This window comes from Tardiphaga sp. vice154 (assembly GCF_007018645.1).
GTDB lineage: Bacteria > Pseudomonadota > Alphaproteobacteria > Rhizobiales > Xanthobacteraceae > Tardiphaga.
Window position 1 is genome coordinate 5,035,091 of sequence record NZ_CP041399.1, and the last position, 21,278, is coordinate 5,056,368.

A 21,278-nucleotide genomic window follows, 5' to 3' on the forward strand; every position below is an offset into this window, starting at 1 on the left:
AGGGAGCAACACAGATTGCCGGTAGCCGGTATCTGGTTGCCGTCACGACGTTTTAGCCAGTGACGGGCCGGCTCAGGTTATACAATCTATACGTGTATAATTGCATGTAGAAAAACGGTATGTCGATCGATCGTTCAAATCGCTTCATCGATCAATCGGCACGCAGATTGGATGCCATATCGGCATCGCATTCGGTCTGAGAAGATCTTGCTGAACTAGCCGCGACCGTGATGCTTGTGCGAACGATCCGCCGATGCTTGCTGCCGGACTTCGCGAACGCCGCAACGCAGCATCGATTCTTTTACTTCACCGATCGCTGCCGCTGACTCTTTCTTGCGCTTGAAGCGAAGAAGTATAGGCTGATTGCAAGGCGGACCTGAGAGCCGCCGTTGTGTCTGGGAAGTGAGCGCGGAATGGGTTGTTGCGTCGAGTAGCGCCTTAGATGCTTTTCCAAAGTGACCACCACAGGGTTGGACGCGATCAAAGGCGGCCACTTGGAATGCCTTGGTGAGGTCAGAGCTTGCGCTTTGCGCAACAGCATTGGCGATGATGGCGACCCAATCCACATTCGGGTGACTGCGCAGGACCTGTCGATTTCCAGGTTTTGGACGTTGTGGCGTCAGAGGATCCGGCATGAACCAGCGAGACGTAAGGGCCGCATGGGAAAAATTCGTCGAGCGCGGCGCGTTGCCGACAGATCTCAGGCCGTCGGTGGTCAATTCCTGGCAGCGATCAAGGAACCATAGCGTCACCGTCGATCGGGCGATGGCGCCCCTGGTCGCGGAAGCCGAGCTGTTCCGCCACCGCTCCAAGCATGCGCGGCTCCGTCACGCCGCCCGTCATGCGCTGGAGAATTCGCGAACGTTCCTCAGCGACGCCAACTCGATCATGATCCTCACCGATCCCTCCGGGCTGATCATCGATACCGAGGGCGACGCTCGGGTGATCGAGGCCGGACGAACGGTTCACCTCGAACACGGGGGACGATGGAGCGAAGCCGATATCGGCACCAATGCGATCGGGACTGCGATGGCGGAGGCGAAGCCGGTTCAGATTCATGGAGCTGAGCATTTCTGCTCGCAGGTGCAGCGATGGACCTGCGCCGCGGTCCCCGTCTTTGAACCCACTGACGGCGAGCTGCTCGGCGTGGTGGATATTTCCGGGCCCGCGGAAACCTTCAATCCGCAGAGCCTGGCGTTGGCGGTTTCGGTCGGCCAGCATGTCGAAAGCGTTCTCGCCCGCTCGATCAAGCAGGATCACGAATTGCTGCTGCACCACTTCCTCGCCAAGCGGGCGATCTGGGCGAACGACGATTGCGTGCTGGTGGATCGTCGCGGCACCATTCTGCATGCCAGCGAGCAAGCGCTGAAGGCAATCCGCGACGTCAACCGCGGTGCCGGCGACGAGCCGCCAACCCGGTTCCTGAAAACACTGGGCTTCGACGAGTGGCCAGCACGCCTGAGGGGCCTGTTGCCGAATGCGAGCTTCGATTTCGTCGCTAGCGAAAGCTCCGGCATCGGCGCGATCATCGTGCTGCACGCCAGGCGGCGCGCGGCGAGCATCGATCGCAGCGTGTCCCGGCAAGCGCCCGCGCAGGAGGCGCGCAAGACTGCCTCGGCGCCTGCTGCGAAACAGCCGATGCCGCGCTCCCCCGAAGCTGAACAGCGGCGCGCAGTCCAGCCGCACGCGTCCCCCACAAATTTCGTCGCGGCCGATCCCGCCGTGCAGGCGATCGTGCGCCGGGTCGAGATCGCCGCAGCCCGCAAGATGCCGATCCTGATCCGCGGCGAGACCGGCACCGGCAAGGAACAACTGGCGCGGCATGCCCATGCCGCCAGCGGGCGCAGCGGCGCCTTCGTCCCGGTGAATTGCGCGGCGTTGCCGGAAAGCCTGATCGAGGCCGAACTTTTCGGCTATGCCGACGGCTCCTTCACCGGCGCGCGGCGCGGCGGCGCGACCGGGCTGGTCAAGGAAGCGGACGGCGGTACGCTGTTTCTGGACGAGATCGGCGACATGCCGGTCGCGCTGCAAGCCGTGTTGCTCCGGCTGCTCGACGACTGGACCGTGCGCCCGATCGGCGGCGCCCGAACCAAGGTCGATATCTTCCTGGTCTCGGCGACAAATGCCGCGCTCGACAAGGCGATCGCCGCCGGGCGCTTTCGCTCAGACCTGCTGTATCGCCTCAACACGCTCGAAGTGACGCTGCCGCGCCTGAATGAGCGCACGGACTTCGAGTCCATTGTGCAGCATCTGCTCGATGGCATCGATCCGACTTGTGAAATCGCAGCGCAAACCATGGCCGATCTCGCAGCGCGGCCGTGGCCCGGCAACATCCGCGAGCTGCGCAACATCCTGGCGCGCCATACCCTTGCCTGCTCCGACTGCCTGCTCGAGCAGTCCGGCGGAGCAGCCGCAATCGGTCAGGTCGCGCAGCCGAAGCCCTGCTCGTTGCAGGAGATCCAGCTTGCCACGATCCACGCGGTCTATGCCGAGACCGCCGGCAACGTCAGCGAAACCGCCCGACGTCTCGGCGTCTCCCGCAACACCGTGTATCGCGCACTCGGCCAAACCGCGCCGCGGTGACGGGACGTTCGTCATGGCGACGAGCTCTTGCGACGAAGCAATCCAGTCTGCGCCGTTGCCCTGGATTGCTTCGCTTCGCTCGCAATGACGATATCAAAGCAACTCCGCGCCACCGCCGATGGCCGGCCCCGACGTCGGATCGTAATTGTCCGGCCTCTTGGCGATCAGCGTCTGCGTGGTGAGGATCAGAGCCGCCACCGAGCCGGCATTGCGCATCGCGCAGTAGCTGACCTTGACCGGATCGATAATGCCGGACTTGATCATGTCGACCGTGGTGCCGGTGCGGGCGTCGAAGCCGTAGCCATTGCTGGCCTTGGCGACCTTCTCAACCGCAGCCTTGCTGTCGCCGCGTCCGCAATTGGCAACGATGCAGGCAAGCGGCTGACTGAGCGAACGCTGCACCAGTTCGGCGCCCTGCCTCGCGCTGCCTTCCAGCCGATTGATCAAGCCGTCGAGCTCCGCGGCTACCCGGATCAACGCCACGCCGCCTCCGGGCACGACGCCCTCTTCGATCGCCGCACGCGTCGCATTGATCGAATCCTCGATCAGCTGCGCGCGCCGCTTCTGCTCCACCGGCGTCGCGCCGCCGGCCAGGATCATCGCGGTGCCGCCGGACAGTTTGGCGAGCCGCTCCAGAAATTTGTCGCGCTCGATGTTTTCCGGCGCGGCTTCGTATTGCCGCGACACCTGCTCGCGCCGGGCCTCAACCATCTTCGGCTTGCCATGGCCGGCAGTGATCAGGGTCTTCGACGACGAAATCCGGACCTGCCGCGCGGAGCCGAGATCCTCGAGACTGGCGCGCTCGACGGTGCCGCCGAGATCCTTGGAGATGACCCGGCCGCCGGTCGCCACCGCGATGTCTTCCAGCATCGCCTTGCGCCAATGGCCATATTCCGGCGGATGGATCGCCGCGACCTTGAAATTATTCTTCTCGCGTCGCGACAGCAGCATCATGATGACCGGGGGCGCCACCTCCTCGGCGATGATCAGGAGCGGTCGGCCGCTCTTTTCGATCAGCGCAAACACCCCCTTCAACTCGTCGATGGCGAGAATCTTGTGATCCGTCATCAGAATATACGGCTCGTCGAGCACCACCTGCATCCGCTCGACGTCGGTGACCATGTGATGCGAGAGATAGCCGCGCTCGAACGCCATGCCTTCGACCACTTCCAGCGTCGTCTCGACGGTTGAGCCGAATTCGACGGCGACGATGCCATGATTGCCGGCGCGCTCGAAGGCCTCCGCGACCATGGCGCCGAGCCTGACATCGTTGGCGGCGATGGTGGCGATGGCGCGAATGCCCTTGGCGCCGTCGACGCTCTTCGCGGATCGCTTCAGCGCCGAGATGGTCTCGTCCACGGCGAGCTCAAGCCCTTCAACCAGTTCGACCGGGTTGGCGCCGGCCGCCAGCAGCGCCAAACCGTCCTGTACGAGGTAGTTCGCCAGCACGGTCGCGGTCGTGGTGCCGTCGCCCGCAACCTCGTTGGTCTGCTTCGAGACTTCGCGCAGCACCTGGGCGCCCATATTCTCGAACGGGCACTCCAGCTCGATCTCGGCGGCGATGCTGACGCCGTCGCGCGACACGATCGGCGTGCCGATCGGCCGGTCCATCACCGCATTCATGCCCTTCGGGCCGAGCGTGCCGCTGACCGCCTTCGCCAGCTTTGCAACGCCGCGTGCGAGTGCTTCGCGCGCCTGGGAATCATGGAGCATCATCTTTGCCATCGTCGCTTTCCTTATCGTTGCACGCGCTACACGGACAGTTCGGGTGGTTCGGCGGCTTGTCCGGCGCGCCGGGGCGTGAACGGCGTTTCGGTATCGAAGCGGGCGTGCAGCAGACCGCGGCACAGGGCACTGTTGAATTCGGCATTCACGTCGACGCGCCGCAGCGCGCGGACATAGGTCGGCAGGGTCTCGCTCTGCAGCGGATCGCCATCGGCATCGAGGAACGCGAGCGGCTCGGTCACGGCGGCCACCACCGGACGCCGCTGCAGATAGCGTGCGAGCAACCGGTCGCCCGCTTCGTCGAACGGCAGCGCCGCGAGTTCGCCGAGGGTGAGCCCGACCAACACCTCCGGCGCGAATCCATCGGCGATCAGATATGCGAGCAGCGCCGCCTGCCGGCGCTGGAACGCCTTGACCAGAAACGTGCGCCTGAGTTCGTCGAGATCGCCGTCAGCCTCGACGCCGAAAGTCTCCTGAAAGGAGAGCCCCTGCGCCAGGCCGGCATTGATCTTGTCGGCATACATGTGCTCGCCGAGCGTGACGCTCACCGCGTTGACCCACGGCAATTGTTTCACCGCCGTGCGCATGTCGTCCGCCATCAGGAATGAAAAGTTCGCCGCGCACCAATAGGTCGGCAACCGGAATTCGATGTGGACGCGGTTCTGCGCGTCCACATCGGCCCGAGTGACGAATTCGAGGTCCGTGACCGGCTCGTCGAGTTCCGGGTCGGTCACGGTCTGCAACCGGGCCCAGACTTCGGCCTTGCGATCGGCAATCGTCCTGGCCGTCATGGCGGCTACTCCGCCGCGCGAGCGGAGGCGAGATGGGCATAGCCGCCCGCCGCGCCGATCTTGTTCTTCTGCGCCTCGATGTCGATATTGTAGATCCGCGCGGCGTTGAGACCGAGGATCTTCTTCTTGTTCTCGAGGGTGAGGACGGAGCCGGTCTCCTTGGTCATCTCCTCCGGAATCTCGAAGGCCATGAACTTGTCGATCAGCCATTTCGGCGTCCAGATGCCGTAATCGCTGCCGTACAGGATCTTGTCAGGGCCGACCCAGAACAACAACTCCGCCATCACATGCGCAAAATAGGCTGGCCGGGTGTGGATGAACGGCAGCGCCACCGCGATGCCGGCGTAAACGTTGGTCTCCTGCGTCGCGATCCAGCAGAAATCGTCGAGCCGCGGCAGACCGCAATGTTCGACGATGAAGTTGAGATCCTGAAAGGCGGTCGCCACGTCATCGACATCACCGACGTCAAACGCGTCCTTGTTCAATGGGATAATGGTCGGGCCCTTGTGGATGTGAATGTTCTTGATCCCGAGCTTCTGCGCCGCCTCGAGGAATCTGTAGGTTTCCTTGTCGTCGAGCCGATAGCCCTTGGATTCGCCTCGCCATTCCGCCGTATAGAGCTTGACGCCCTGCAATTGATACTTCTCGGCCTTGGCATGGAGATCCTCGAGCCCCTTGTTACCGTCGCGCGGATCGAACGCACCGTTGAGGATAAACCGCTCCGGATGACTTTTCTTCAGCGCCGAATTGCGCTCGGTGGTGTTGAAGCCGTGGTTGTAGAAATCGGTCAGATAGGTCGGCTGCAGGATCGCCATGTCGTCGTAGCCGTTGATAAACAGATCGTCATGCATGGTCTTGGCGTCGTATTTTTCGAACTTGTCCAACGGCCATTTCTCCGCCGGCGGGCTGAGATTGGCATGATACGCATAGAAACATTCGATGAATTGCTTGCCATGAATATTCTTCTGGTTGGCAGGGCTGCCGTCCCAGAAATGGGTGTGCCCGTCGATCACAAAGATTTCTTCTCCGGATGCCGTCTTGTACATCGCGCTTCTCCCTATCCCGCCACGTTGGGCAATTGTTTCTAATCCTTTGATTACCTGAGGCAGCAAGGCGGGCCGGCGCGGACGCCGGCCGGCCTCGATCAGTGTTCGATATAGGCGAGCGCTTCGTTCATATCGCCGAAGCAGACAACGGTATCGTCGTCGACCATCACCATGCGGCCATAATGCGTGGAGGTCGAAATCTCGAAGATGTAGGGCGTCATCTCGCGCCCCAGCGCCTCGCTGATCTCGCTCATCTTGAACACCAGCTTGCCTTCGCCATCGATCCGGATCATCGCCGGCATGTAGGTGACGGTGACGCCCTTCTTCGGCTCCATCACTTCGGCGATGGCGCGGGCCTCGACGCTGTCGTTCATGGTGACACCGCACTGGTGCGATATGGTGTCCTCGAACTTGATATCTTTCATCGATTTGAAGATATTGGCCTGGACTTCGGACATTGCATTCTCCTGAGAGGGTGACTGGCTTGCGCCGGTTTCGGATTGGTTTGTCAGCACAGCCGTGTCACGGCGCCTTAAGGCCGACCTGCGCGCAGATCGCCTCGATGCGGTTCTTCGCCAGAGACTGCGCCTCGGCAAAGCCCGACACCTTGACTCGCGGCTGCGACCAGATCGGTTGCAGGTTCGATGCCGCTTCGTGGGCGAGCGCGCCGTGGTGCGCCATCCAGCCGTTGAACAGTCCCTTGTTATGCGTGCCGTGATCCTTGTCATGCGTCAGCATGTGGATCAGTTCGACGGTGTTGGCGAGGTTGCGCTCGTAGTCCGCTTCGGCGGCGGCGACCACGGACGGCGTCGCGAAGTCGCCTTGCGAAGCCGCCATCTGCATGATGAAGCCGCTGCGGAACAGCTCGCCGACCAGCGGCTCGAACACCAGGTTGATCGCAAAATACTGTTCGAGGAAGTCGGTCGCGCCCATGATCGCCTCGACCGACTTGCGGGTGCCCTGCCAGATCGGATCCTCGAGCCAGTGCTGCTTGCCGGCGTTGCCGTCGAAGCCTTCGATATCGAGGCCGATCTCGGCAAGGTATAGCGTGAGATCCTGCGAGAACCGCAGCTTGTAGGACGAGTTGGTCAGAATCGCGTTGTTGACCATCTGGGTGTAGCCATAGCGCTGCGCCTGCATCAACGAGGTGCCGAGCCCGAATTCGGCATGCTTGTAGGCGCCGAGATGATCCTGCAGCACCTTGACCCACGCCTTGTCGAAGCGCTTCGGCGCGCCCGATTTCCGCGCATTTTCGATGACACCCTGCACCATGCCGCAGATCGTCGATTGGCGCTGGTAATGCGTGCGCTCCCACTCCTGATCGACCGCGCGGAACTGGTGCCAGTTCGAGCTCAGCGCCTTGGTCCAGGTCTTCGAATAGGTCGGAGTGCCGTCGGGGAACGAGATGATCCAGTCCTGCAGCAGATAGCGTTCCGGGTCCGGCTGGACGTCGACGGTCATATCCTCGTAATGGCTTGCCTTGCGGCCCTTCGGCTCGAAATAATTGTATTTCCGGCTGTCGGAACCGGCAAAAATCGCGGCACCGGCGGCGCCGGACTGATGCACTTGCTGTGGGGTTGCGCTCATGGTGTCCTCCCTGGAGATGTCTTCGATTGTTGTTGCGGTTGTTGTGCACGGTGGGGCGAGGATGCCGTCACCGCGTGGCTGGCGTAAACTTGTCGAAATAGATGTGGTCGGGCTCGACGCCGGCCATCTGCAGGACCGGCAGCAGCGCATCGATCATCGGCACGGGACCGCAGCCATAGGCATCGATCGTGCCGCTCAGCGCCTCGTCGCGTAGCCGGCGCTGCACGACTTCATGGATGAATCCCGTCTCGCCCTGCCAATCATCTTCTGCGGTGGCGTGCGACAACGCCGGGATGAACTCGAAGTCGGGATGCGCCGCCGCGATCGCGGCGATTTCGTCGAGCATGAACAGGTCGGCCCGCGTCCGCGCGCCATAGAAGAACCGCACCGGCCGCTGATCGCCGCTCTGCACGTGGTCGCACAGCATCGACCACAGCGGCGACATGCCGGAACCGCCGCCGATCAGCAGCATCGGCCCGGTTCGTCCCTCACGCCGGAAGCAGGTGCCGTATGGCCCCTTCGCCTGCAGCGGTGCACCCGGCTGCAGTGCGCCGTCGAGCTGCGACGAGAATGCCCCGTTGGGATATTTCTTGATGATGAAGGACAGATGCTTGCCGTTGACCGGCGCATTCGCCATCGAAAACGCGCGCGTCACGCCGGCATCGACCAGCGTCAGATCAATATATTGCCCGGCCCAGAATTTCATCGGATTGTCGAGTTCGATCTCCAGCAGGCGGATATCGTGGGTCAGCGCGGTGACCTTGCTCACCGTGGCCTCAAAACCCTTTACTGCGATCGCATGCGACAGCAGGTCTTCGTCGAAATTCAGAAGTTCGACTTCGATATCGCTGTAGGCGTGGGTCTTGCAGAGCAGAATGTGCTCCGTCTCTCGTTCGTAATCGGGCAGCGCGAAGGTGGAATATTTAAGCAGTTCGATTTCGCCGCTGATCAGCCTGGACTTGCAGGAGCCGCATTGGCCTTCCTTGCAGCCGTGCATCAGCGAGATGCCCTGGCGGAAGGCGGCGTCGAGAACGGTTTCCCCCTCTTCGACATCCATCTCGATGCCGACCGGTTCGAGCCGGACCTTGTACGTGGTGGTCGTCATTTGCGACATGATCTTGCGGCCTGCGTTGAATGCGGGGATTGGCGCTTTGGGCGGCGGTTCGAGGGGACCGCGAACGCGGTCCCCTCTCCCCATTCGGCCTAGTTGCAGGGGTTGATCTTGAACCCCTTGCGATATTCGGCGATCGCGGCGTCCCGTTCTTCGCCGGCCTTCAGGGCGCGGAAGCCGCGCAGCGGACTGCCCAGCGTGTTGCCGCGGATGTGGTCGAGGGTCCACATGTCCTTCTGCTCGAAGCGCAGATGCGGCTGCGGCACCAGCGTCTTGCCGTCGGATCGAACGAAGCCGAGATCCACCATGGCGTCGGCGTGATCCCAGCCGTGGTAGCACTCCTCCCACTCGCGGCGTCCGCTGAAGCGACCCATTGCCGGCGTGGCGCGGCCTTCGTACTCGGCGGCGAACGCCACCTTGTGCGTCCAGCGGCAGCCTTCCGAGCAGTAGGTGTACATCTTGCCGTCCACCTCGTCGCAGCAGAAGTCCTCGCGGATCAGGCAAGGCACCATGCAGCTCCAGCAGCGGTGCGGATAGACGTAACCAACGTCGCCGTTGAAGGCGATGTTCTTCTCGCCCGGCACCGACAGCTTGGCGTGCCACTTCCAGAAATCGCCGAACTCGGCGTACCAGCCTGGATACTTGTGCTCGAACCACTCGAAGTCCTTCTCGGTCTGGGCCTCGATGCGCCAGAAGTTGAACGACCAGCCGACCGTGAAGAATTGCGCGGTCTTGTGGACGTAGTTCTTCTTGACGATACGGTCCCAGGCCGCGGCGACGTCGTCGTGATGGATCTTGATGCCGTATTTCTCGAGCGGCAGCATGTAGGTCCGATAATAATCCTCGTAGATCCAGCGGTGCCACAACTCCGCGTAGGATTCCTTGTTCTTGTCGCGATTGGTGGTGCCGTATTCGATGAAGGTGCCGATCGCAGCATCGACGATGGCGTGGTTCTGCCAGAACGCGTATTTCAGGTCGCGCTCGAGCAATTGGTGGTTCGACGGATCGTGGATCATCGCCATCAGCATCGAGTGGCCGTTGCCGATGTGGCGGGATTCGTCGGACTGTACCGACAGGAACACGGTCGGCAGTGCGTAGTCGCCGTTGCGGGCGGCTTCGGACGGCATCGCGACGAACAGCGTGTTGGTGAAGGCGGTCTCGGCGACCACCGTCAGATAGATGTTGGCGGCGGTGATGGCGTCGCCGGTCAGGAAGCCCTCGGCGAACTGCCGGCCGATCGTGGTGGCGTAGCACTTGCCGAACGCGGCCTCGGTGATGTCGAACCCGGCCGGGTCGATGTAGTTTTCCATATACCACTTTTTCAGGTTCATCTGAATCGTGGAGTGGCGGAATTCATCGACCATCTGCATGGTGAAGCCGGTGCGCAGCTCCTCGCCTGGCGCCAGCCGCCCGACCATTGCCATCGATCGCGCCGCAGAGATTTCCGGGAATGGGATGATCGCCAGGAATAGCTTCATCCACTCGACCCAGCGCGGCTCGACGTTGCGGAACATGTCGCCGCGCAGTGCCGCATCGAGCGCGCCGTAAACGCGGTTGTCCTTTTCTTCCTGCATCGGGAAGTAGGACCGCAGCACCTGTTTCATCGGATCGCGCGGAACCTTCGAGATCTTGTAGTCGGTCGGGAAGGTCATCGCTTCCTGGACGTAGCTTGGCGTCCAGCCGAGATCGGAGACGCGATTGGCCGCCTCCGCGGTACTGATGCCCTTCTGATTTACGATCTTGTTCAGCGTTAGAGTTTCAGACATTTCCTTCTCCATTGAATCCATTGAATATTGCGTGGACTTCGCTGCTCGCCTTATTCCCGGACGCCCGCTTGCTTGACGCACTCTTCAGAACCGTCCGCCGTAAATTGTCTGGGTCGCTGTATCGTCGGGCGCCCCCGCCCTTCGATACCTCCCCGCTCGATCAAACTCCGCCGTAACTAACTGTGGTTGACGGCAGGTTTGGTCAGTGGCTTGTCCTCGGCGATGAACCGCGCCGTCAGCACCAATGTGCCCATGGCGAAATCCTTGCCGTGCCTGGCGATCATCGCCTCGGCGATGTCGGCCAGTTGAACGAAGAAGGCATCTTTGGATCTATCTTCTTCGCTCAATTCGATCTGAGCGTTCGGAGGCACTTTGCCGTCTCCAGCCGATGCGCGTCCCGCGCGCAGTGTTCCGCTCTTGCTCATCATGCATGTCCCGATCGGTTGTGGTCATAGGTCGATGGACCGCTCTCGAACTCCAATAGCGCCACGTTCAGCCATTCGCGCTCGGCGACGAGCCGCTCGTGCTCGACCTTCAGCGCCTCGAACCTCGCTGTCGCCTGTGCCAGTTCCAGCAAGGCGGCGGCGCCAGTGCCCGGCAGCGCGCTGTCGCGCAGCGCGCAATGCATTTCGATTTCTGCTCCGCCGCGCGCGCTTTCGTTGCGCAGTTGCAGTTCGTTGTTGCGTATCATCGCCTCGATCAGCTTGTGGCGCGCGAGCATTCGCTCCCGGCCCCGCTCCAGTTCGGCAGCTTCCTCGGCGGTCAGCGGCGGCTGATCGCCTCTATCCATGCTTGTCATGACCCCCACCCAATCATCCGGAGAAAGGCGAACCGCCTCGCAATTGGTCATCATGGGATCAACACGGCGCGGCCGTGAATGCGCCCATGATGCAGGTCGTGCAGTGCATCGTTGGCCTGGCTGAGTTTGTATTCCCTGGTATGGAGATCGACGAGACCGCGATCGGCGAGCGCCATCAGCTCCACCAGCTCGGCATAGGTGCCGACCAGGTTTCCGACGATGGTCTTTTCCGAGGTGATCAGGTCGATGGTCGGGAGCTCGATCTTGCCGCCGTAACCGACGACATAGTAGTAGCCGTCATTCGCCGTCATCGCCAAGCCACGGGCGACGGCGTCGCCCTCGCCGACAAAATCGATCACGGCCTCCGCGCCGCGGCCGCCGGTCTTCGCCAGCACGGTTTCCACTTCGTTGCCGTCAGCTTTCACCAGATGATGCGCGCCGCAGGTCTTGGCCAGCTCGAGCGACTTGTCGTCGCGGTCGACGACGATGATTTCGGCGGCGCACAATGCCGCGAGAACCTGGATGCCGATATGGCCGAGCCCGCCGGCGCCAATCACCGCAACATATTGCCCCGGCAACAGATGCCGCGACGCCTTCTTTGCAGCGCGGTAGGCGGTCAGGCCGGCGTCGGTGTAGGGCGCGACATCCTTCGGCGCCAGCGTCTTCGGCAGCTTGATCAGCGAGCGCTGGCCGGTCAGCAGATATTCCGCGTAGCCACCATTGGCATTGATGCCGGGAAAGGCACTGTCCAGCGCGTGCATGTCGTTGCCGCGGCGGCATGCGAGGCAATGTCCGCTCGTCACCAGCGGATGGCAGATCACGCTGTCGCCGACCTTGATGCCTTCGACGCCGGGCCCGATCGCCTCGACCCATCCGGCGTTCTCGTGCCCCATGATGTAGGGCAGATTGACATCGACCTTGCTCCGCCAGATCCCTTCAACGATGTGCAGGTCGGTGCGGCAGACGCCGGCGCCGCCGATCCGCACGATCACGTCCGAGGGACGCGTGATCTTCGGGTCTGCGACATCTTCGTATTTGACAAATTCCTTTGCCGTCAGCTTCTCGTCGAAGGCATGCAGAACCGCGGCTTTCATCGGCTGTTCACTCCCCAAACAATTTTTTGTTTTTATGGTAGCTCGTAGTTCGATTGAACAAGAGAACAGCAAGAGCCGTGCCAAACACCTAACATATTGAGCTATTTGGAATTCCCGGCGTTGCGCCCATCGTGTTCCGATCCGCATCGGATCAGGGCCGGATGCAAATCTGTTCCGCGGCGAAACAGTCAGCAAGGCTGAGCTATACTTTGTAATTTTTTACAATTGCTCCGTAGTTGTGAGACACTGTTCACAGGAAGAGCCGTCAACGGCCGCCCGTTTGAGGAAACGCCGAAACACTGTTCAGGGAGGACAGTCGATGCTGGTTGCGGGTCGGCGCGTCGAAAACGCATGGATGGCGCTGGAGCAGCGAGGGGCGCCGCCGGCCGGATTTCTTTCGGTCGATATCTACGATAGCTGGATGCGCTGCATTGCGCTCGGCCTCGACATGCGCCACCCGCCGCCGCAGGAATTCGTCAGCCCCGCGGCGCTCCGCCACGAGCAGCAGCGTTGTTCGCTGGTTCGAGGTCTGGCGCTCGCGGAGATGCACACACTGCACCAGCAGATCTCCGGCTCCAATTTCATGGTGGCCTTTGCCAACGCGGATGGATTGCTACTCGATATCATTACAGACCGAAGCTTCAGCGACGCCTCCGACGCTGCCAGCATTAAACCCGGCGCGGTGTGGACAGAGCGTTGCTGTGGCACCAACGGCCTCGGCACCGCGGCGATGCTGAAGCGACCGATCGCCGTACATGGCGATCAACACTTCTTCCGTCGCTATAACAATCTCACTTGCGTGGCGGCACCGATTTTCGCGCCTGATGGAGAAGTCGCGGGAATCCTCGACGCGTCGTCCGATTGCCTGTCGCGCCAGACTCATACCCAGGCGCTGGTCGCAATGGCCGCGACACAGATCGAGAACGGCCTGTTTCGCGAATTTCATCGCGGCAATATCCTGATCGCGTTCCACAATCGCGGCGAGTATCTGCATACGCTGAGTGCCGGCCTGCTTGCCGTCGACGAAGACGGCAAGATCCTGGCGGCCAATCGGGCCGCGCGCGTATTGCTGCACGGCCTCCCGGCCGCGCCCGGGAAGCGCTTCGTCGACATCTTCCGCACCGAATTCAGCCGCTTTGTCGATGAGGGCCGAAGCAAGGAGCGCCAAGGTCTGGAGGATGAGGTCGGCAGCCAGTTCGTCGCAACGATCGAGAACACCCGACTGTTTCCGATGGTGCGCGCGCTGGCGAAGCCGCGCCTGTCTCCGCCGAACGCAATTGGGCGGGAGTTCGTCTCCTCCGACCTGACGATCGCCGCGATCGTGAGACAGGTCGAGATCGCGGCAGCGCGCAAGATGCCGATCCTGGTGCGCGGCGAAACCGGCACCGGCAAAGAGCAACTGGCGCGTCACGCCCACGCCGCCAGCCGGCGGACGGGGCCGTTCGTGCCGGTCAATTGCGCGGCCATTCCGGAAAGCCTGATCGAGGCGGAATTGTTCGGCTATTCCGAGGGCGCCTTCACCGGCGCCAAGAAGGGCGGCTCTGCGGGCTTGTTCAAGGAGGCCGACGGCGGCACGCTGTTCCTCGACGAGATCGGCGATATGCCGGTGGCGTTGCAGGCCGTGCTTTTGCGTTTCCTGGACGATTGGACGGTGCGCCCGGTCGGCGGCACCAAGCGGCAGGTTGATGTCCTGCTGGTATCCGCCACCAATGCCAATCTCGACGATTCAATCGCCAAAGGCCGTTTTCGATCCGACCTGCTGTTTCGCCTCAACACCCTTGAGGTGACATTGCCGCGGCTGCGCGAGCGGTCTGACTTCGCCGACATTGCGCGGCATCTCTTGGCCAAGATCGATCCTTCAGCCGGCCTGACCCAGAGCGCGATCGATCGACTGGCCGAACAGGACTGGGATGGCAATATTCGGGAACTACGCAATGTGCTGTCCCGGCTATCGCTGACCGAACAAGGTGGCCTGATCGGCGAGGCCGCGGTGGAAGAACTTGTCGGGCATCCCCGGAGCAAGCCGCTTCCCGGTGGCCGATCGGCGAGCGGCGGGCTGAAGAGCGATCTGCGAGATCTGCAGCGAGCCCATCTGCTGACCGCTTATGCCGAGTCCGGCAACAACGTCAGCAAGACTGCGCGCCGTCTCGGCGTCTCGCGCAACATGATCTACCGCGTTCTTCGGGAAAACCACGACTGATGCGGCTGCGAGAATTTCACCCAGCAACGATTACCGTGAAAGGATCGTCATGTTTGAACCAAAAAACAGCCTCGAAGCCCTGATGCAGGCCGCAGCTACGGATACCGACGCCGCGCCGGCGTTCTATCAAGCGCTCCTGGAAACCGAGATCTACATCTTGACGCCGGACGTACCCATGATCCCCGGCCGCCGCCGGTCATTGAAGTACCAGGAGAAGATCAACATCGCGACCGTGGAATTCCAGGGTATGAGATGGCATCCGGCGTTCACCTCGAAGGCGCGGATTTCCGACTACGTCAAAGAGCCCGAAACCTGTCTCGGTGCCGTCGCGCGCAACCTGTTCGACATGTTGCCGCACTCGAATTTCTGGCTGAACCCGCTGTCGGAATGCCAGAAGCCGCTACCGGCTTCCGAAATAGCCCTGCTGACCAGCGGAAAGATATTCGAAGTACTCGGAAAGGCGAAATAAGAAACCCATCTCATGAACGTCACCGTGGAGGCTGAGACAACCTGGACAACGACTCCATTTGGAGTCCGGTCGCCATACTCGATGCCGTCATCCGTTCAAGAGCAGAACGAGGCCCACATCGCTTGCGATCAAGAATCGGGATTAAAGCCCATCCGTGCCGTTGATCGGAAAAGCTGTTGCGGTGTGGCGCGCCCGAAAGGATTCGAACCTCTGACCCCGTGATTCGTAGTCACGTGCTCTATCCAGCTGAGCTACGGGCGCGTGCCGTGACGGTGGCGGGCGTGGAGCCCGCTTTCGTCGATGCGTTTCGAAAACATTATTTGCGAAAGCGCGCAATAGCTACCGACTCCGGTCCGGCATTGCAAGCGCCGAACGCCACCTTTCATGTCATTCGCAAATTGCCGGAAATCCCGGCAAAATAGCCGGGTTTGCGGCGCCTTTATCGAAATCCGCCGAAACGAGAGCGACAGCGCCTGCAAAATTGTACCGCCAGGTTCGTCGGATTGGGCGAATCGCCGCGCGGGCGGCGGCCTCAGGCCCGGACGCGTTCGGGGCGAAGGCCGTAGAGCTGCACCGGGCGGTCGGGCAGCGTGATCCGGAACGTGGCGCCGATCGTACCCTCCACCAGCCGGATGTCGCCGTCATGGGCGCGCACCAGCTCGGCGGCGATCGCCAGACCGAGCCCGCTGCCGCCCGGCCGCGCCGAGCCTTGGAACGCCTCGAACAGATGGTCGCGGGCGCGCTGCGGCACGCCGGGGCCGGTGTCGGAGACCTCCAGGATGGTCACGGCGCCCTCGCGGCGGCCGGTGATGCGGATCTGCTGCGGAGCGGCATCGGAGTGCGGCTGGCCTTCCAGCGCCTGCGCGGCATTGCGCACCAGATTGAGCAGCACGCGAAACAGCTGGTCGGGATCGGCGTCGATGGTCAGCCCGCGCTCGATGGCATTGATCCAGCCGATCGAGGCCTGCGAGGCCAGACCGACGGATTCGCGGACCTCGTTAACCACCGGCTCGACCAGGATCATGCGGCGGTCGGGCGCGGCCTCCTGGGCCCGGCCATAGGACAGCGTCGACTGACAGAACGCGATGGCCCGCTCCAGCGATCGCATCAGCTTCGGTGCGAAGCGCTGCACCCGCGGGTCGGGCACGCTGGCGAGCTGGTCGGACAATAGCTGCGAAGAGGCCAGCAGGTTGCGCAGATCGTGATTGATCTTGGAGACCGCGAGGCCTAGCGCGGCGAGCCGGCTCTTCTGATGCAGCATCGAGACGAGGTCGCGCTGCATGTCGGACAATTCGCGCTCGGCGACACCTATCTCGTCGCCGCGATCGCTGGGGATGATGATGCGCGACGAACTTTCGGGGTTTTCGTGGAAATCGACCAGGTTGGCGGTCAGATTCCGCATCGGCCGCACGAACAGATAGTGCAGCGCCAGATAGACGAGGCCCGCGGTCAGGATCGCCAGCCCGAGCGACACCAGCAGCAGATTGCTGGAAAACCGGTACATCGCCTGGCGCAGCGGCAGTTCGTCGATCACCACCTCGATATATTGCGCGCCGGATTGCGCGCCGGCCGGCATCGGACCGATCACCCGAATCGTCTCACCGCCAGTGTCCAGCATCACCTGGAAGGCATCGACGATCGCCGACCACACCGTTACCGCCCGCATGTCGATGTCATGGTCGATCTGCGGCGGCAGATCGGCGCTGGCTAGCAGGCGACGCTGCTGGCCCATCTTGATGGCCACGGCGCGGGCACCGATGCTGCCGAGAATCTGCCGGGCCAGCGATTCCGGCACCAGGCCGAGCGGGGCGGCATCGAGCACCAGCGCCGCGGTATTGGCCGCCGCCAGCTTGTCGTTGAGCCGGTTAAGCCGGAAATTGGCGATCGACGGCACGTAAATCAGGATTTCCGCGATCAGCACCAGCGGAATCGTCAGCAGCAACAGCTTGCCGGACAGCCCGAGCCCCCGCCCTGCCCGTCGCGACGGCGCCCCGCGTTCTGCACTATCGCCGGCTGTGGACACAGGACCTGCCTCGGAGTTCACGATGAAACATGGCGTCTGGGAGAGATACGAACGACACGGCGATTCGATGCCAATATTTTAGCATTAATGGCCATCATTGCGTCGCCCCGCCCGAATTTTGCTGGCAAGACGGCAAAGATGCCGTCACCAGCGACCTATAAACACCGCCAGAATCGGTATAATCCGTGGCAGCCAGCATCGGCTTGCGTCCTGCAGGGCAAGATTGACGAAAACAGGACGCTCCCGTATAAGCCCGCCAACTGTCCGCGATGGCCCGGTCTGACCGGGGCGGCTCATTTGTGGCCGGACACGGCTCGTTTGGGCCAGCATCAGGACTCACCTCAATTAATCGGCGAATTGCCCGGTCAGCGGAGAACTACCCGTGAAGCGGACTTATCAACCCAGTAAATTGGTGCGCAAGCGCCGTCACGGCTTCCGCGCTCGCTTGGCGACTGTTGGCGGCCGCAAGGTTCTGGCTGCGCGTCGCGCGCGTGGTCGCAAGCGCCTCAGCGCCTGATCGGGCGTTTTTTACCCGAGATCTCATCATGGATCGGTTGCGGCAGCGGGCGGATTTTCTCGCCGTTGCCAATGGGCCGCGGATGAACAGCCCTGCCTTTGTCGTGCAGAGCAGGCTTCGCGATGATGACGGCCCGGTCCGGGTCGGCTTCACCGTGACCAAGAAGAACGGAACCGCCACCGAGCGGAACCGGATTCGGCGCCGGCTTCGCGAACTGGTGAAGCGCGTCGATGTCGTATCCATGCGACCTCACAGCGATTATGTGCTAGTCGGCCGTCGTGTCGCGCTCAACCGCGACTTTTCGACCATGCTCGACGATCTCCGCGTGGCGCTGCAACGCCTCGACCGGCAAACTGCGAAATTGCAATCTTCTAGACCAAGCGTGACCTGAACCTTCCAGTCTGCGACAAGCGCGCAGCCGGCAGCCCAAGCCGCACCCGCATGAATGACGAGACCTGAACGATGCTTGACAATCGCAACACCATCCTTGCCGTCATTCTGTCCGGTCTGGTGCTGATCGGCTGGCAATATTTCTACAACATCCCGCAGATGGAGCGGCAGCGCGCGCAGCAGCAGATCCAGAGCCAGTTGGCCAATCCGACCCCGCAGCCGGGCGCGGCGCCGGCCAATTCGCCGCCGGCCACCACCAATCCCCCGGCGCCGGGCGCAGCTCCCGCCAGCCAGCAGCCGGCCGCCGCGACCATCGTCAGCCGCGACGCCGCCATTGCCGCCGCCCCGCGCATCAAGATCGAAACCCCGCGCGTCTCCGGCAGCATCTCGCTGAAGGGCGGGCGCATCGACGACGTCGCACTGAACCAGTTCCGCGAGACCGTCGATCCGAAATCGCCGGCCATCGTGCTGTTCTCGCCGTCCGGCACCGCCGCGCCCTATTATGCCGAGTTCGGCTGGGTCGCCGCCGCCGGCTCGACCGTCAAGATTCCCGATGCGACGACGCAGTGGACCCAGGAAGGCACCGGCAGCCTGACGCCGACCAGCCCCGTGACGCTGAAATACGACAATGGCGCGGGCCAGACCTTCCGCCGCACCATCGCGATCGACGACCGCTATCTGTTCACCGTCAAGGACGACGTCATCAACAACGGCACCGCGCCGGTGACGCTGTATCCGTTCGCGCTGATCTCGCGCCACGGCACGCCGCATGTCGAAGGCTATTACATCCTGCATGAAGGCCTCGTCGGCTATCTCGGCGACCAGGGCCTGCAGGAATACGGTTACAAGAAGATCGACGAAGCCAAGGCGGTCAACTTCAAGGTCACCAACGGCTGGCTTGGAATCACCGACAAATACTGGGCATCCGCGCTGCTGCCGGATCCCGCCGCGCAGCTGCAGGCCAAGTTCTCGTCCAATCTGGTCGGCAACATTCATACCTACCAGACCGACTACCTGCAGGATGCCCAGACCATCGCAGCCGGCGCCACCGGCACTGCCAACGCCCGGCTGTTCGCCGGCGCCAAGGAAGCCGTCAGCGTCGGCATCAACTTCCCGTTCGCGGTCGGCCTCGGCGGCTACAACCAGTCGCTCAACCTCAACCACTTCGATCTCCTGATCGACTGGGGCTGGTTCTACTTCATCACCAAGCCGATGTTCCTGGCGCTCGACTTCTTCTTCCACCTGTTCGGCAATTTCGGCGTCGCCATCCTGCTGGTGACGGTGCTGGTCAAGATCATCTTCTTCCCGCTGGCCAGCAAGTCCTACGCCTCGATGGCCAAGATGAAGGCCGTGCAGCCGCAGCTCGCCGCTCTGAAGGAGCGCTATCCTGACGACAAGATGAAGCAGCAGCAGGAGATGATGGAGATCTACAAGAAGGAGAAGATCAACCCGATCGCCGGTTGTCTTCCCGTCGCCTTGCAGATCCCGGTGTTCTTCTCGCTTTACAAGGTTCTGTTCGTCACCATCGAAATGCGCCATGCGCCGTTCTTCGGCTGGATCAAGGATCTGTCGGCACACGACCCGACCAATTTGTTCAACCTGTTCGGCGCGCTGCCGTTCGATCCGACCCAGCTGCCGGTGTTCGGCCACTATCTCGCGCTCGGCATCTGGCCGATCATCATGGGCATCACGATGTGGTTCCAGATGAAGCTGAACCCGACCCCGCCGGACCCGACCCAGAAGATGATCTTCGACTGGATGCCCTTGATCTTCACCTTCATGCTCGCCGGCTTCCCGGCCGGTCTGGTGATCTACTGGGCCTGGAACAACACCCTCTCGGTGCTGCAGCAGGCCTACATCATGAACCGCAACGGCGTGAAAGTGGAGCTGTTCGACAACGTGAAATCGACCTTCGCCAAGAAGCCGCCGGCCGAGAAGAAGACGTAACGACCATACTCAAAGGCTTCTCCCGTCATTGCGAGAAGCCTTTGCGACGAAGCAATCCAGTCTCGCGTGGCGATTCTGGATTGTTTCGTTTCGCCCGCGATGACGAATGAGGAACCTTCGCATGAACGCGGAAACCGATGCGAAGCTGATCGAAGACAAGAAGATGCTCGAACAGGGCCGGCTCTTGTTTGCCGGCGAATGGAATTTCATCTGGGCCTCGCCCTCGATCGAGACGCTGCCGCCGATGGCCGGCGTCGAGGTCGCCTTCGCCGGGCGCTCCAACGTCGGCAAGTCCAGCCTGATCAACGCGCTGACCGGCCGCAACGCGCTGGCGCGGACCTCTCACACGCCGGGCCGCACCCAGGAGCTGATCTTCTTCGAGGGCCCGGAAAAGTCCGGCATGCGCCTCGTCGATATGCCCGGCTACGGCTACGCCTCGGCGCCGAAGGTCAAGATCGCGTCCTGGACCTCGCTGATCCACAATTTCCTGCTCGGCCGCACCAACCTGGCGCGCGTCTATGTGCTGATCGACAGCCGCCACGGCCTCAAGGACGTCGATCTCGACGTGCTGAAGACGCTAGACAAGTCCGCTGTCAGCTACCAGGTCGTGCTGACCAAGGCCGACCAGGTCAAGAAATCCGAGCTGGAGGCGACCACCGAGCAGGTTCGCACCACGCTGTTGAAGCATCCGGCGGCGTTCCCGGAGCTCTTGGTGACATCCTCGCGCACCGGCGCCGGCATGGCCGAGCTGCGCGCCGCGATGGTGCGCCTGCTCGGCGAGCGCAGCTGATGACCCGCACGGGCGCTTTCCGCATTTTGATTATCCTGGCCGGCGTGATGGGCGCCGACGGCGTCATCCTCGCCGCCACCGCCGCGCACCAGCCGGATGCGACCCGGCTGGCCTCGGCCTCGATGATGCTGCTGTTTCATGCCACCGCCGTGATCGGCACCGTGGCCTTGATCGAGCGCGGCGTGGTGCATCTGCAGATCGGCCTTGCTGCCGCGATCGGCTTCGTTGTCGCGACAGCCCTGTTCGCCGGCGACCTGGTGATGCGGCAATATGCCGGCACCGGCCTGTTCCCGATGGCCGCCCCCACCGGCGGCATGCTGCTGATCGCCAGCTGGCTGGCGCTGGCGGTCTCCGCGGCGTGGCCGCGCAAGGTCTGAGTGCTGCTCTTCCTTCCCTCTCCGCTTGTGGGAGAGGGTGGATCGAACGCGAAGCGTTCGAGA

At 62.4% G+C, this 21,278-nt stretch carries 20 protein-coding genes and 1 tRNA gene; 8 read left to right on the plus strand and 13 right to left on the minus strand.

Going from position 1 to position 21,278, the window contains the following annotated elements; genetic code table 11:
- Window positions 1–215 precede the first annotated feature (215 nt).
- Entirely contained in the window at window positions 216–635 is a 420-nt protein-coding gene (locus tag FIU28_RS23650; RefSeq protein ID WP_143575548.1) for a hypothetical protein, read from the minus strand.
- Between FIU28_RS23650 and FIU28_RS23655 the strand changes: the two genes are divergently transcribed.
- Entirely contained in the window at window positions 634–2,583 is a 1,950-nt protein-coding gene (locus FIU28_RS23655) for a sigma-54-dependent Fis family transcriptional regulator (protein ID WP_143575549.1), read from the plus strand. The two genes, FIU28_RS23650 and FIU28_RS23655, sit on opposite strands and share 2 nt — an antisense overlap.
- Window positions 2,584–2,676: 93 nt before the next feature.
- Here FIU28_RS23655 and FIU28_RS23660 read toward each other — a convergent pair whose 3' ends face one another.
- From FIU28_RS23660 to FIU28_RS23705, 10 genes are all read right to left on the minus strand, one after another.
- Window positions 2,677–4,308 carry a molecular chaperone GroEL gene (locus tag FIU28_RS23660; RefSeq protein ID WP_143575550.1) on the minus strand — a complete coding sequence of 544 codons (1,632 nt, stop codon included), beginning with the start codon at window positions 4,306–4,308 and terminating at the stop codon, window positions 2,677–2,679.
- A 26-nt stretch (window positions 4,309–4,334) separates the two neighbouring features.
- The gene (locus FIU28_RS23665) at window positions 4,335–5,099 is read right to left on the minus strand and encodes a metal-sulfur cluster assembly factor (RefSeq protein WP_143575551.1); all 765 of its coding nucleotides are present in this window, start codon (window positions 5,097–5,099) and stop codon (window positions 4,335–4,337) included.
- A 5-nt stretch (window positions 5,100–5,104) separates the two neighbouring features.
- Window positions 5,105–6,145, minus strand: coding sequence for an amidohydrolase family protein (locus tag FIU28_RS23670; protein WP_143575552.1), 1,041 nt, complete (start codon window positions 6,143–6,145; stop codon window positions 5,105–5,107).
- Between the two features lie 98 nt (window positions 6,146–6,243).
- Window positions 6,244–6,603 (minus strand): MmoB/DmpM family protein, encoded by a 360-nt coding sequence (locus tag FIU28_RS23675; RefSeq protein ID WP_143575553.1) that lies wholly within the window; start codon window positions 6,601–6,603, stop codon window positions 6,244–6,246.
- Between the two features lie 64 nt (window positions 6,604–6,667).
- Entirely contained in the window at window positions 6,668–7,732 is a 1,065-nt protein-coding gene (locus FIU28_RS23680; RefSeq protein ID WP_143575554.1) for an aromatic/alkene monooxygenase hydroxylase subunit beta, read from the minus strand.
- Between the two features lie 67 nt (window positions 7,733–7,799).
- On the minus strand, window positions 7,800–8,837 hold the full coding sequence (locus tag FIU28_RS23685; RefSeq protein WP_210245587.1) for an NADH:ubiquinone reductase (Na(+)-transporting) subunit F: 1,038 nt from the start codon (window positions 8,835–8,837) through the stop codon (window positions 7,800–7,802).
- Window positions 8,838–8,935: 98 nt separating this feature from the next.
- A complete protein-coding gene (locus tag FIU28_RS23690) occupies window positions 8,936–10,609 on the minus strand; it encodes an aromatic/alkene/methane monooxygenase hydroxylase/oxygenase subunit alpha (protein ID WP_143575556.1) in 1,674 nt (557 codons plus the stop codon).
- Window positions 10,610–10,785: 176 nt separating this feature from the next.
- A complete protein-coding gene (locus tag FIU28_RS23695) occupies window positions 10,786–11,037 on the minus strand; it encodes a hypothetical protein (RefSeq protein ID WP_143575557.1) in 252 nt (83 codons plus the stop codon).
- Window positions 11,034–11,462 carry a hypothetical protein gene (locus tag FIU28_RS23700; protein WP_246660786.1) on the minus strand — a complete coding sequence of 143 codons (429 nt, stop codon included), beginning with the start codon at window positions 11,460–11,462 and terminating at the stop codon, window positions 11,034–11,036. The genes FIU28_RS23695 and FIU28_RS23700 overlap by 4 nt, the downstream gene beginning before the upstream one ends.
- On the minus strand, window positions 11,459–12,502 hold the full coding sequence (locus tag FIU28_RS23705; RefSeq protein ID WP_143575558.1) for an NAD(P)-dependent alcohol dehydrogenase: 1,044 nt from the start codon (window positions 12,500–12,502) through the stop codon (window positions 11,459–11,461). The genes FIU28_RS23700 and FIU28_RS23705 overlap by 4 nt, the downstream gene beginning before the upstream one ends.
- 319 nt (window positions 12,503–12,821) lie before the next feature.
- Here FIU28_RS23705 and FIU28_RS23710 point away from each other — a divergent pair, with 319 nt between their 5' ends.
- Entirely contained in the window at window positions 12,822–14,702 is a 1,881-nt protein-coding gene (locus tag FIU28_RS23710; RefSeq protein WP_143575559.1) for a sigma-54-dependent Fis family transcriptional regulator, read from the plus strand.
- A 49-nt stretch (window positions 14,703–14,751) separates the two neighbouring features.
- Entirely contained in the window at window positions 14,752–15,171 is a 420-nt protein-coding gene (locus FIU28_RS23715) for an SseB family protein (RefSeq protein WP_143575560.1), read from the plus strand.
- Between the two features lie 184 nt (window positions 15,172–15,355).
- On the opposite strand, the gene FIU28_RS23720 is transcribed toward FIU28_RS23715, so the two are convergent.
- Together FIU28_RS23720 and FIU28_RS23725 are read right to left on the minus strand one after the other, a co-directional pair.
- A tRNA-Arg gene (locus FIU28_RS23720) sits at window positions 15,356–15,432 on the minus strand.
- Window positions 15,433–15,703: 271 nt separating this feature from the next.
- The gene (locus tag FIU28_RS23725) at window positions 15,704–17,194 is read right to left on the minus strand and encodes a sensor histidine kinase (RefSeq protein WP_143575561.1); all 1,491 of its coding nucleotides are present in this window, start codon (window positions 17,192–17,194) and stop codon (window positions 15,704–15,706) included.
- A gap of 382 nt (window positions 17,195–17,576) precedes the next feature.
- Here FIU28_RS23725 and rpmH point away from each other — a divergent pair, with 382 nt between their 5' ends.
- The 5 genes from rpmH to FIU28_RS23750 all read left to right on the plus strand — a co-directional run bounded on the left by rpmH (window position 17,577) and on the right by FIU28_RS23750 (window position 21,215).
- Window positions 17,577–17,711 carry a 50S ribosomal protein L34 gene (gene rpmH, locus FIU28_RS23730; protein ID WP_011471298.1) on the plus strand — a complete coding sequence of 45 codons (135 nt, stop codon included), beginning with the start codon at window positions 17,577–17,579 and terminating at the stop codon, window positions 17,709–17,711.
- A 28-nt stretch (window positions 17,712–17,739) separates the two neighbouring features.
- A complete protein-coding gene (rnpA, locus tag FIU28_RS23735; protein WP_143575562.1) occupies window positions 17,740–18,102 on the plus strand; it encodes a ribonuclease P protein component in 363 nt (120 codons plus the stop codon).
- 71 nt (window positions 18,103–18,173) lie between these two features.
- The gene (gene yidC, locus FIU28_RS23740) at window positions 18,174–20,048 is read left to right on the plus strand and encodes a membrane protein insertase YidC (RefSeq protein ID WP_143575563.1); all 1,875 of its coding nucleotides are present in this window, start codon (window positions 18,174–18,176) and stop codon (window positions 20,046–20,048) included.
- 163 nt (window positions 20,049–20,211) lie between these two features.
- On the plus strand, window positions 20,212–20,838 hold the full coding sequence (gene yihA / locus FIU28_RS23745) for a ribosome biogenesis GTP-binding protein YihA/YsxC (RefSeq protein ID WP_365947511.1): 627 nt from the start codon (window positions 20,212–20,214) through the stop codon (window positions 20,836–20,838).
- Window positions 20,838–21,215 carry a DUF423 domain-containing protein gene (locus tag FIU28_RS23750; protein WP_143575565.1) on the plus strand — a complete coding sequence of 126 codons (378 nt, stop codon included), beginning with the start codon at window positions 20,838–20,840 and terminating at the stop codon, window positions 21,213–21,215. Before yihA ends, FIU28_RS23750 begins: the two co-directional genes overlap by 1 nt.
- Window positions 21,216–21,278 lie beyond the last annotated feature (63 nt).

What these genes read in the sequence shown, in the direction of transcription:
- FIU28_RS23655 (WP_143575549.1), top strand. Translation starts at nt 634, where the DNA reads ATGAACCAGCGAGACGTAAGGGCCGCATGGGAAAAATTCGTCGAGCGC.
- FIU28_RS23650 (WP_143575548.1), bottom strand. Translation starts at nt 635, where the DNA reads ATGCCGGATCCTCTGACGCCACAACGTCCAAAACCTGGAAATCGACAG.
- FIU28_RS23660 (WP_143575550.1), bottom strand. Translation starts at nt 4,308, where the DNA reads ATGGCAAAGATGATGCTCCATGATTCCCAGGCGCGCGAAGCACTCGCA.
- FIU28_RS23665 (WP_143575551.1), bottom strand. Translation starts at nt 5,099, where the DNA reads ATGACGGCCAGGACGATTGCCGATCGCAAGGCCGAAGTCTGGGCCCGG.
- FIU28_RS23670 (WP_143575552.1), bottom strand. Translation starts at nt 6,145, where the DNA reads ATGTACAAGACGGCATCCGGAGAAGAAATCTTTGTGATCGACGGGCAC.
- FIU28_RS23675 (WP_143575553.1), bottom strand. Translation starts at nt 6,603, where the DNA reads ATGTCCGAAGTCCAGGCCAATATCTTCAAATCGATGAAAGATATCAAG.
- FIU28_RS23680 (WP_143575554.1), bottom strand. Translation starts at nt 7,732, where the DNA reads ATGAGCGCAACCCCACAGCAAGTGCATCAGTCCGGCGCCGCCGGTGCC.
- FIU28_RS23685 (WP_210245587.1), bottom strand. Translation starts at nt 8,837, where the DNA reads ATGACGACCACCACGTACAAGGTCCGGCTCGAACCGGTCGGCATCGAG.
- FIU28_RS23690 (WP_143575556.1), bottom strand. Translation starts at nt 10,609, where the DNA reads ATGTCTGAAACTCTAACGCTGAACAAGATCGTAAATCAGAAGGGCATC.
- FIU28_RS23695 (WP_143575557.1), bottom strand. Translation starts at nt 11,037, where the DNA reads ATGATGAGCAAGAGCGGAACACTGCGCGCGGGACGCGCATCGGCTGGA.
- FIU28_RS23700 (WP_246660786.1), bottom strand. Translation starts at nt 11,462, where the DNA reads ATGATGACCAATTGCGAGGCGGTTCGCCTTTCTCCGGATGATTGGGTG.
- FIU28_RS23705 (WP_143575558.1), bottom strand. Translation starts at nt 12,502, where the DNA reads ATGAAAGCCGCGGTTCTGCATGCCTTCGACGAGAAGCTGACGGCAAAG.
- FIU28_RS23710 (WP_143575559.1), top strand. Translation starts at nt 12,822, where the DNA reads ATGCTGGTTGCGGGTCGGCGCGTCGAAAACGCATGGATGGCGCTGGAG.
- FIU28_RS23715 (WP_143575560.1), top strand. Translation starts at nt 14,752, where the DNA reads ATGTTTGAACCAAAAAACAGCCTCGAAGCCCTGATGCAGGCCGCAGCT.
- rnpA (WP_143575562.1), top strand. Translation starts at nt 17,740, where the DNA reads ATGGATCGGTTGCGGCAGCGGGCGGATTTTCTCGCCGTTGCCAATGGG.
- yidC (WP_143575563.1), top strand. Translation starts at nt 18,174, where the DNA reads ATGCTTGACAATCGCAACACCATCCTTGCCGTCATTCTGTCCGGTCTG.
- yihA (WP_365947511.1), top strand. Translation starts at nt 20,212, where the DNA reads ATGCTCGAACAGGGCCGGCTCTTGTTTGCCGGCGAATGGAATTTCATC.
- FIU28_RS23750 (WP_143575565.1), top strand. Translation starts at nt 20,838, where the DNA reads ATGACCCGCACGGGCGCTTTCCGCATTTTGATTATCCTGGCCGGCGTG.